General features: G+C 39.7%; 11 protein-coding genes. 2 read left to right on the top strand and 9 right to left on the bottom strand.

From position 1 onward, the window contains the following. Positions 1–420 precede the first annotated feature (420 nt). From tsf to G541_RS0100215, 4 genes are all read right to left on the bottom strand, one after another. Positions 421–1,299 (bottom strand): translation elongation factor Ts, encoded by an 879-nt coding sequence (gene tsf, locus G541_RS0100195; protein WP_027826091.1) that lies wholly within the window; start codon positions 1,297–1,299, stop codon positions 421–423. 99 nt (positions 1,300–1,398) lie between these two features. Further along, positions 1,399–2,202 (bottom strand): 30S ribosomal protein S2, encoded by an 804-nt coding sequence (rpsB, locus tag G541_RS0100200; RefSeq protein WP_009554605.1) that lies wholly within the window; start codon positions 2,200–2,202, stop codon positions 1,399–1,401. Between the two features lie 231 nt (positions 2,203–2,433). Continuing rightward, entirely contained in the window at positions 2,434–2,703 is a 270-nt protein-coding gene (locus G541_RS0100210) for a GIY-YIG nuclease family protein (protein WP_009554606.1), read from the bottom strand. After that, the gene (locus tag G541_RS0100215; RefSeq protein ID WP_027826092.1) at positions 2,687–3,445 is read right to left on the bottom strand and encodes a tRNA1(Val) (adenine(37)-N6)-methyltransferase; all 759 of its coding nucleotides are present in this window, start codon (positions 3,443–3,445) and stop codon (positions 2,687–2,689) included. Before G541_RS0100215 ends, G541_RS0100210 begins: the two co-directional genes overlap by 17 nt. Before the next feature lie 164 nt (positions 3,446–3,609). Between G541_RS0100215 and G541_RS0100220 the strand changes: the two genes are divergently transcribed. Then, positions 3,610–4,236, top strand: a complete 627-nt coding sequence (locus G541_RS0100220; protein ID WP_009554608.1) for a lysophospholipid acyltransferase family protein — start codon at positions 3,610–3,612, stop codon at positions 4,234–4,236. 110 nt (positions 4,237–4,346) lie between these two features. On the opposite strand, the gene G541_RS0100225 is transcribed toward G541_RS0100220, so the two are convergent. Further along, positions 4,347–4,577 (bottom strand): YneF family protein, encoded by a 231-nt coding sequence (locus G541_RS0100225; RefSeq protein ID WP_009554609.1) that lies wholly within the window; start codon positions 4,575–4,577, stop codon positions 4,347–4,349. Positions 4,578–4,671: 94 nt separating this feature from the next. Then, positions 4,672–4,926, bottom strand: a complete 255-nt coding sequence (locus G541_RS0100230; protein WP_009554611.1) for a DUF896 domain-containing protein — start codon at positions 4,924–4,926, stop codon at positions 4,672–4,674. 132 nt (positions 4,927–5,058) lie between these two features. On the opposite strand from G541_RS0100230, the gene lexA reads away from it, so the two are divergent. After that, positions 5,059–5,694, top strand: coding sequence for a transcriptional repressor LexA (gene lexA / locus G541_RS0100235; protein WP_009554613.1), 636 nt, complete (start codon positions 5,059–5,061; stop codon positions 5,692–5,694). A 188-nt stretch (positions 5,695–5,882) separates the two neighbouring features. On the opposite strand, the gene recN is transcribed toward lexA, so the two are convergent. From recN to G541_RS0100250, 3 genes are read right to left on the bottom strand one after another with little or no spacing between them, the layout of a single operon-like run. Further along, positions 5,883–7,574 (bottom strand): DNA repair protein RecN, encoded by a 1,692-nt coding sequence (gene recN / locus G541_RS0100240; RefSeq protein WP_027826093.1) that lies wholly within the window; start codon positions 7,572–7,574, stop codon positions 5,883–5,885. Between the two features lie 21 nt (positions 7,575–7,595). Next, positions 7,596–8,048: an arginine repressor gene (locus tag G541_RS0100245; RefSeq protein WP_009554618.1), complete on the bottom strand. Its 453-nt coding sequence runs from the start codon at positions 8,046–8,048 to the stop codon at positions 7,596–7,598. Between the two features lie 24 nt (positions 8,049–8,072). Further along, a complete protein-coding gene (locus G541_RS0100250) occupies positions 8,073–8,891 on the bottom strand; it encodes a TlyA family RNA methyltransferase (protein ID WP_009554623.1) in 819 nt (272 codons plus the stop codon). Positions 8,892–8,893: the final 2 nt, after the last annotated feature.

The raw sequence follows: 8,893 nt of genomic DNA on the forward strand, positions 1-8,893 counted from the left end.
TTATATTTCATATTAATTCATATTTCGAGCTGTGGGGAATACAGTAAAATATCCCTGTAAGTACAGCATTTCTAGACATTAATAGTATCAAAAATCATTACTTAAACACTTAATTCAAGTAAGATTTTCCACGCTGTAATTCAGCTTTATTTTTATTATACCAATACATATAAAAAATTTGATGAAATCAGCAAAAATTTATACAGGACACAATCTACGATTAAATAATCTTCCAGATTATTGGTCCAACTTTCGTATCAGTCATGTTTTGTTTACAAAGTATGTCTGACTCTTTCTATAAAGTAATTCGTGGACATTACTAGATCAAGTTAATATTCTAGCTTTTTCGTCAAAAATATTACTAAAAAAGCCCATCCACACACATATGGATGAGCAATAAAACACTAGTTTTCTAGTGAATTACATATTCATTTGGGCTGCGACTTCAGCTGCGAAATCTTCTTCCTTCTTTTCGATACCTTCGCCCACTTCGTAACGAACAAAGTCAACGACTTTACCATTCTTAGAAGCTACGTACTTAGCTACAGTTTGGTCTGAATCCTTAACAAATGCTTGATCTTCAAGAACGATTTCAGCAAAGAACTTGTTTAAGCGACCAGCAACCATCTTTTCGATGATCTTTTCTGACTTGCCTTCGTTCTTAGCTTCTTCAGTCAGCACAGTCTTTTCGTGTGCAACTTCTTCTGCAGGAACAGCATCCCGGTTAAGGTACTTAGGATTAATAGCAGCGATGTGCATTGCAACATCCTTAGCTGTTGCTTCATCAGCACCTTCAAGTAAAGTTAAAGCAGCAATCTTGCCACCCATGTGCAGGTATGCACCGAATACTTGGTCTGCAGTCTTTTCTAAAATAGCGAAACGACGTAAAGTGATCTTTTCACCGATAACCTGAGTTGCTTCAATGATGTCATCATTCAAAGTACCCTTGTTGCCAGGAAGCTTCAATGCTTCTTCTACGTTAGCTGGCTTGTTTTCTGCAACAGCAGTTGCAATTTGCTTTACCAATGCCTTAAATTGATCGTTTTGAGCAACGAAGTCAGTTTCAGCGTTAACTTCAACGATTGCAGCTGTGTTACCATTTACCACAACATCAGCTAAACCTTCAGCAGCGATGTTACCGCTCTTCTTAGCAGCCTTAGCAATACCTTTTTCACGTAAGAAGTCGATTGCCTTGTCCATGTCGCCATCGCTAGCAACAAGGGCTTTTTTAGCATCCATCATCCCTACGCCAGTCTTATCACGTAATTCTTTAACTTGTTTTGCAGCAATTTTTGCCATTTTATTCAAACTCCTTTAGCTAAGGTTATCTATATCTATAAAAAAAACTGACCCAAACCTAGGCTTTCACGCCTAACCTGAGCCAGCCTAAGTGATTAACTATTCAGCATCTTTGTTATCGTTGTTGCCTTCAACTGCTTCAACGATATCTTCGATTGAGTCAACCTTTTCATCATCATTTGCAAATGATTCTTCAGTTACAGGTGCATCTTCTTGATCTTCACCTTGGTGACCTTCGATCACTGCATCAGCCATCTTAGCTGTGATCAAACGAACGGCACGAATTGCATCGTCGTTTGATGGGATCTTAACGTCGATTTCATCTGGATCAGCGTTAGTGTCAACCATAGCAATGATAGGAATGTTAAGCTTTTGTGCTTCCTTAACAGCAATCCGTTCCTTACGTGGATCTACGATGAACAATGCATCTGGAATCCGTGGCATATCTTCAATACCACCTAAGAACTTTTCAAGACGATCGCGTTCCTTGATTAACTTAGCAACTTCCTTCTTTGGCAATACGTCAAAAGTACCATCTTCAGCCATAGCCTTGATTTCCTTCAAACGCTTAATCCGCTTTTGGATAGTCTTCCAGTTAGTCAAAGTACCACCAAGCCAACGGTGATTTACGAAGAATTGACCAGCACGCTTTGCTTCTTCTTCGATTGCATCTTGTGCTTGCTTCTTAGTACCAACAAACAATACGATACCACCGTTTGCTGCTACATCCTTAACATAATCATATGCTTGGTCGATCAACTTCACAGTCTTTTGTAAGTCGATAATATAGATACCGTTACGTTCTGTGAAGATGAAAGGCTTCATCTTAGGGTTCCAACGACGTGTTTGGTGACCGAAGTGGACACCAGCTTCAAGTAATTGTTTCATGGTAATAACTGCCATTACAATTTACCTCCAAAAAAATAGTTTTTATCCTCCTCCACATTCAACGGCCAAAAGACTTGAACTAATCAAGCACTCTTTTTCCATCCTGTGGAGTGTGATTTTCGTGCATCACAGCACTCATTCAAGTATACTTAATAAAATATCTCCTGGCAACAATTTGTGCTTCATTTTTATGATATTTTGAGTAAATGTAATCAATTTGTCAAAATCATCCATAAATAATAACTCCTATATCTTGACTTTATGCTGCCGTAAGTAAGCTAACTTTTTCTGGCGCGACTGGTGTTTAAACTGATACTCTGCCTTCAGTGCTGATGATTTATCTGCAAAATTTTCATGATATATCATTTGGACTGGGCGGCGACTCCGCGTATATTTAGCTCCCTTTCCTTGATTATGCATCAATAGCCGATGTTCTAAGTCGGTAGTATAACCGCCATACAGTGTTCCATCTGCACAAAGCAACACATAAAAGTACGCCTCATTTTTCTTCCCCATACAAAATCCTCTTTACTTCAGATGTGTATTCATTCATTTCATTATATGTGATTAGGGGTGGCAAGAAATGGATCCCACCTTTCTTACCATCTTTAAGTGCTTCGATTAACACAATGTTAGCTTCCCGATCCTTTTTGGGATGTACTAATTGAACTCGTTTGGGTTGAAGCTTATTTTCTTCCATATAATGAAAAATTTCACCCAATCGTTCAGGCCGATGGACAAAGAATGCCCGACCATTACTCTTTAACAGGCGTCCTGCCATCTTAATCGTTTGTTCTAATGTAACTTTAAGTTCGTGACGAGCAATGGCCAAATACTCATTAGGATTTTTCTGACTAGCAGGCAAATCGGCAAAATAAGGGGGATTACATGTCACGTTGGCAACACTTCCTGGCTGGATATATGTCAGGCAATCATTCAGGTCAATGTTCAAAACCTGCATCCGATCATCCAAACGATTAAGGACCACACTTCGCTGTGCCATATCTGCCAACCGTTCTTGAATTTCTACGGCATATATAGGTCCTTGAACTTTTGTACTAAGAAATAAACTTACAGCTCCATTTCCAGCGCAGAGATCAACTGTTACTGCGCGTGCATTTCTAATCGGATTGGCAAAGTGCGCCAACAAAACTGCATCTAGTGAAAAAGCGAATACTTCTGCGCTTTGAATAATATCAATGTCTTGTGCGTGTAAACGGTCAATACGTTCACTCGCCTTCAATAAATCTTTGTTCATTCATTATTCCCCTGTGTAGTTATTACTGTTTATACCAATTTATTCAACTATTTATTTTAGCATGCCAACATATTTACCAATCAATATGCTCGTTAAAGCCCCTATTGCTTTTAATGACTAAATCTTGCATACTTAAACCATTAAGAAAGGATGATGAAGATACAATGTTTTATTCTTTCGTTAGGGGCCTTTGTCGTTTCCTGCTTGCTCTGATCAACGGTAACGCCCACTACCTGAATCGTGAAAAACTTCCCGAAGGAAACTATATCTTAGTTGGACCACATAGAACATGGTTTGATCCAATTTACTTTGCGTTAGCTGCAGCTCCCAAGAAATTTAGCTTTATGGCAAAAAAAGAACTATTTGCCAATCCTATTCTCCGTTGGATTCTCACTCGGGCTAATGCTTTCCCAGTAAATCGTCAGGATCCTGGTCCTTCAGCGATCAAAATTCCTGTTAAAAGTCTGCGCAAATCTGATCTGTCTTTGATTATGTTTCCGTCAGGAACCCGGCATTCGCAAGAGTTAAAGGGTGGCGTTACGCTAATCGCTAAACTTAGTGGCAAACCTATTGTTCCTGCTGTCTATCAAGGACCACTGACTTTCAAGCGATTATTTAGTCGTAAACGGGTAACTGTTGCCTTTGGTGAACCAATTTATCTTGATCGTAAACGTAAGCTGGATGCTGCTTACCAACAAGAGATCATTCAGCAAATGGAACAACAATTTGTCCAGTTAGATCATTCTATTGATCCAAACTTTCATTATACTGACCCACACCCTAAAAAATAGTGCTAAATTTCCAACTTTGTGTAGCTATATAGTTAGCACATAGAGATTAATCATTTGCCAAAAGTTAAAGAAAGGCTGGCGAGAAAACAATGTTTCTCCCAGCCTTTTTGTTACTTATCATTCTTACCATAGTTGCTCTTCATAGAGTTAACCATTTGGCGCAACTTCTTTTCAGATGGCTTTTGCCCCATTTGAATCATCATTGTTCGTAACATTTGTTCGTTGATTGGTGGATTGTTCTTCAAATAGTTTTCCTGTGCCCGCCGAGCAACAAAGAAACCAATTACAGTTCCGGCAATCAATGCAATAATAACTAATACGATCCAGACTCCTGTTGACATGTCCTAGCTCCTTTCCACTTTCTTCCCTACAATTTTACAAAAAATTAGCAAAAAAATAAAGCGCCGATAATATTTAATCGCGCTCATCAAATACCTAATCTTCCCGCAACCCTTTTTTTCGCTGAATATCACGAAGCTTAGTTGGGGTAACTTCATTGCCTTCATCATCATAAACACGTAACATTTCGATTCGATCACGAAAACCTTGACGGAATAACCGCAAATAGCGTTGCCGCAATTCCTTTTGCTCAGCTGATTCAGCTTCTGTTAACCCATTAGCTTTTTTCTTACGTGCAAGTTCATTAATTCGATCTATTAATTCTTGTGGAATACCATTATTTTCTGCCATAGTGCTCCTCCTTTATCGTTTTTAATCATACCTAAAAATTACTATGATTTCAAACTACAAGCGAACGTTAGTTTGAAAAATTAATTTTTTTATGCTAAACTGAAAAAAATACTACTGATTGAGGTGTCATAAATGACCAAAGCATCAGAGAAGCGTCAGTTGGCCGTGCTCCAATATATTTATGACTGTGTTGAAGAACGAGGATATCCACCTACCGTTCGTGAAATTGGTAAGGTGGTTAATCTTTCCTCCACTTCAACCGTTCACGGTCACTTATCGAAATTAGAAAAAAAAGGATTAATCAAACGTGATCCAACCAAACCACGAGCAATCGAAGTGACTGCTCAAGGTAGAGAAAAACTTGGTGTGACTACAACAGCCACACCTGATAACTTCATCCCTCAAATTGGTACCGTCACAGCTGGTGAACCCATCCTAGCAGAACAAAATGTCGACGGCTTTTTCCCGTTGCCACCAGATATTGAAGACAATAATGATCTTTTTATGCTCACTATCAAAGGGGAAAGCATGATTAATTGTGGCATCCTAAACGGCGATCAAGTCATCGTCCGGCGCCAAAGCACAGCTGACAACGGCGATATCGTTATTGCCATGACTGATCTTAATGAAGCAACTTGTAAGCGATTCTTTCTTGAAGACGGGCATATTCGCCTTCAACCGGAAAACGATTCATTCGAACCGATTATCCTGTCTGATGTAACTATATTAGGCAAGGTCATCGGACTTTACCGTAATATGCTATATTGACTAAATTTAAGAGGCTGTGAGAAAACTCTGTTTTCTCACAGCCTTATTTGTTTACTCACTAAATAACACACAGATAACAGGGAAAATAACCACAAGTCTGTAGTGGCTAAGTACAAACAAAGGTCGCCATACTTTGCACCAACCATCGTCCTAGTTTAGCTCAACACCTTGTTGTGGAAGCTATTTATTTAATTCCGTGTTTGCTGACGAATTTCTTCTGCCATGCGCAACAACTCTACCGCATGACTTTGCGTTAGTTCAGTAACCTCCGCTCCAGACAACATCCGTGCTAACTCATCAACTCTTTCAGCTGGCGTTAGCTTATGAATACTTGTTTCAGTCCGCCCATTAATAACTTTCTTCTCAATATGGTATTGATGATCAGATATTGCAGCCACCTGAGGAAGATGTGTGATGCAGAGAACCTGTGAATAATGCGCCACTTGACTAATCTTTTCGGCTATTGCTTGTGCAACTCTTCCAGAAACACCAGTATCCACTTCATCAAAAATAATTGACGTTACTCCTTGATGTTGCGCGAAAATTGTTTTTAAGGCCAACATTATACGCGACAGTTCCCCTCCTGAAGCAATTTTGGCAAGCGGCCCCATATTTTCACCTGGATTTGTCTGAATATAAAATTCAACCTGGTCAATTCCATTAGGTGTAAGATCTGTTGAGGACATAAATTTAACTGCGAAGACAGCTTTATCCATGTAAAGTGCTTGTAGTTGACGATGAACTTCTGTTTCTAGTTCATGGGCAACATGTTCTCGTTGTACATGGAGTTTCTTAGCCATGTCCAAAGCTTCTTTATGAGCCTGAGCATATGCTTCTTTCAGGTCAGCCGATTCAGCTCCTGCTTGTTGCATCTCATCCAATTCGGTCTTAATTTTATGATAATAGGTTAAAATTTGCGGAATGTCATCACCATATTTGCGTTTGAGCATACTGATAGTTTCCAAACGTTGTTCTACCTCATCTAAACGATTAGGATCCCACTCCATATCACTCAGTTCACCTGAAATATCATGGGCAATATCCTGCAAGTTATAGAAGGCATCAGAAATCTTATTATAAATTGTAGCTAGTTCAGGTGAATATTCCTGGGCTTCTTCCAGAGCATCCATCGCAACGCCTAATTTACCAACCACATCTTCTTCATCATTTGTTAGTGTTTGGTAGCTTGCTTCAAGGGCGGTATGGATTGTCTGAAAATTGTCTAACTTAACCTTCTCTTCTTGGAGACGTTCCTCTTCATCAGTCTGAAGATTTGCAGCCTCGATCTCATCAATTTGAAATTGGAGCATATCTAAGCGCTGTACCCAAGCTTTTTCGTTACGCTCCATCCGTTCCAACAAATCTTTTTGCTTTAAAAAAATACGATATTTATTCCGATATTTCTCAGCTAAAACAGCAATTTGCGGTTCATATTCATCAAGTAGACCCAAGTGCCGCTCAGGATGCATTAGTTCCTGATGTTCATTTTGTCCATGGATGTCAATCAACGTTTCCCCTACACGCCGTAATGTCGTGAGATTTACCATGATCCCGTTAATACGACAAATATTGCGTCCACTCCGATACAAATCACGTTCTAAAATAAGCCCATCTGGCGAATATTCGATCCCTAAATCTGCCAGTAAATCTAAAGTTGCCGACTTTTCTGGGAGCGTAAACAGCCCTTGAATAACCGCTTTTGTAGCTCCTTTTCGAATATATTCGCTCGCACCACGGCCACCAGCTAAAAGACCTAGAGCATCAATGACGATTGATTTTCCGGCCCCAGTTTCCCCGGTTAACACTGTCATCTGAGATTGAAAAGCAACGTCCATCTTTTCAATAATTGCAAAATCACGAATCGTTAGCTCTTGTAACATAACTCTCCTCCTGCTACAACATCATGAAACCAAGCGAATAATCTCATGATAAATTTTGCGTGCTTCACTTGCAGTACGCATAAAAATCATGATTGTATCATCATCATCCAATGTTGCGAAAAAGCCTGGATACTCCATCTTCTCGACTAAACCGGATACAATTGGCCCATTGCCTGGTAAAACTTTTATGACACACAGCTTATCGTTGTAATCTGCTAGGACAAAAACATCACGCAAAACTTCTTGCAACTTCTGCTCTGCGTTACTTGTATGCTCATGCGGTAAAATGTAGCGGTACTTCCCTCCTGCCACTGGCAGTTTCATTAACTGCAACTCATTGATATCCCGTGACACAGTTGCTTGCGTTACCTTGACTTTGTGCTCTAACAAAAGTTGCACGAGTTCTTCTTGACGGTAAATTTCATTATTAGTAATTAATTTCTTGATCAATTTTTGCCGATCATGCTTATTCATAACTCTCACCGCCTCGCTTAATCTTTATGGTTTCAATGTTGCTTGCGCTTGCTTGACCACTGTTGCCAGGTCAATTTCTGGTGCAATTGTCCCTTCAGCAGTGGTCCGTGCAACTAGGTGCGCTAAAAACTCAATATTCCCTTCACCGCCAGTAATAGGTGAAAAGTCTAGTCCTTGAACATCATATCCATTGGCAACTGCAAAAGAAACAATCTCTTGCAGAACTTCCAAATGTGTTTGTGGGTCGCGAACAATTCCGTGTTTCCCTACTTTTTCTCGTCCAGCTTCGAACTGAGGTTTTATTAATGCAACAACATCCCCGTTCTCTTTGAGAATAGAATGTAAATTAGGCAGAATCAAACGTAATGAAATGAAACTAACATCAATTGTTGCAAAATCAGGCTGCCCATGTGTGAAATCTTCTGGTTTAGAATAGCGGAAATTAGTATTTTCCATAACAACTACCCGCGGATCCTGCCGCAGTTTCCAAGCTAATTGATTTGTTCCTACATCAAGAGCATAGCTTAGGGTTGCGCCATTTTGTAAGGCAACATCGGTAAACCCACCGGTAGATGAACCAATATCCAAAACATGCTTATCTTTGATTTCTACCTCAAACACTTTCAGAGCTTTGGCTAACTTTAAGCCACCGCGACTAACATAGGGCATCTTTTTCCCTTTAAAATGCAACTTAATCGCCGGGTCTATCTTTTGGCCCGGTTTATCCAAACGTTCTTCGTTCTCGCCTAAGATTTCGCCGGCCATAACTGCACGCTTAGCCTGTTCCCGCGTGTCAAATAAGCCTTGTTGAACTAATAAAACATCAACTCGTTCTTTTTTCATAC

It is taken from the genome of Ligilactobacillus saerimneri DSM 16049 (assembly GCF_000423265.1).
Taxonomy (GTDB): Bacteria; Bacillota; Bacilli; order Lactobacillales; family Lactobacillaceae; genus Ligilactobacillus; species Ligilactobacillus saerimneri.

What these genes read in the sequence shown, in the direction of transcription:
- G541_RS0100210 (WP_009554606.1), bottom strand. Translation starts at nt 2,703, where the DNA reads ATGGGGAAGAAAAATGAGGCGTACTTTTATGTGTTGCTTTGTGCAGAT.
- G541_RS0100230 (WP_009554611.1), bottom strand. Translation starts at nt 4,926, where the DNA reads ATGGCAGAAAATAATGGTATTCCACAAGAATTAATAGATCGAATTAAT.
- lexA (WP_009554613.1), top strand. Translation starts at nt 5,059, where the DNA reads ATGACCAAAGCATCAGAGAAGCGTCAGTTGGCCGTGCTCCAATATATT.
- G541_RS0100225 (WP_009554609.1), bottom strand. Translation starts at nt 4,577, where the DNA reads ATGTCAACAGGAGTCTGGATCGTATTAGTTATTATTGCATTGATTGCC.
- rpsB (WP_009554605.1), bottom strand. Translation starts at nt 2,202, where the DNA reads ATGGCAGTTATTACCATGAAACAATTACTTGAAGCTGGTGTCCACTTC.
- G541_RS0100250 (WP_009554623.1), bottom strand. Translation starts at nt 8,891, where the DNA reads ATGAAAAAAGAACGAGTTGATGTTTTATTAGTTCAACAAGGCTTATTT.
- tsf (WP_027826091.1), bottom strand. Translation starts at nt 1,299, where the DNA reads ATGGCAAAAATTGCTGCAAAACAAGTTAAAGAATTACGTGATAAGACT.
- G541_RS0100245 (WP_009554618.1), bottom strand. Translation starts at nt 8,048, where the DNA reads ATGAATAAGCATGATCGGCAAAAATTGATCAAGAAATTAATTACTAAT.
- G541_RS0100215 (WP_027826092.1), bottom strand. Translation starts at nt 3,445, where the DNA reads ATGAACAAAGATTTATTGAAGGCGAGTGAACGTATTGACCGTTTACAC.
- recN (WP_027826093.1), bottom strand. Translation starts at nt 7,574, where the DNA reads ATGTTACAAGAGCTAACGATTCGTGATTTTGCAATTATTGAAAAGATG.
- G541_RS0100220 (WP_009554608.1), top strand. Translation starts at nt 3,610, where the DNA reads ATGTTTTATTCTTTCGTTAGGGGCCTTTGTCGTTTCCTGCTTGCTCTG.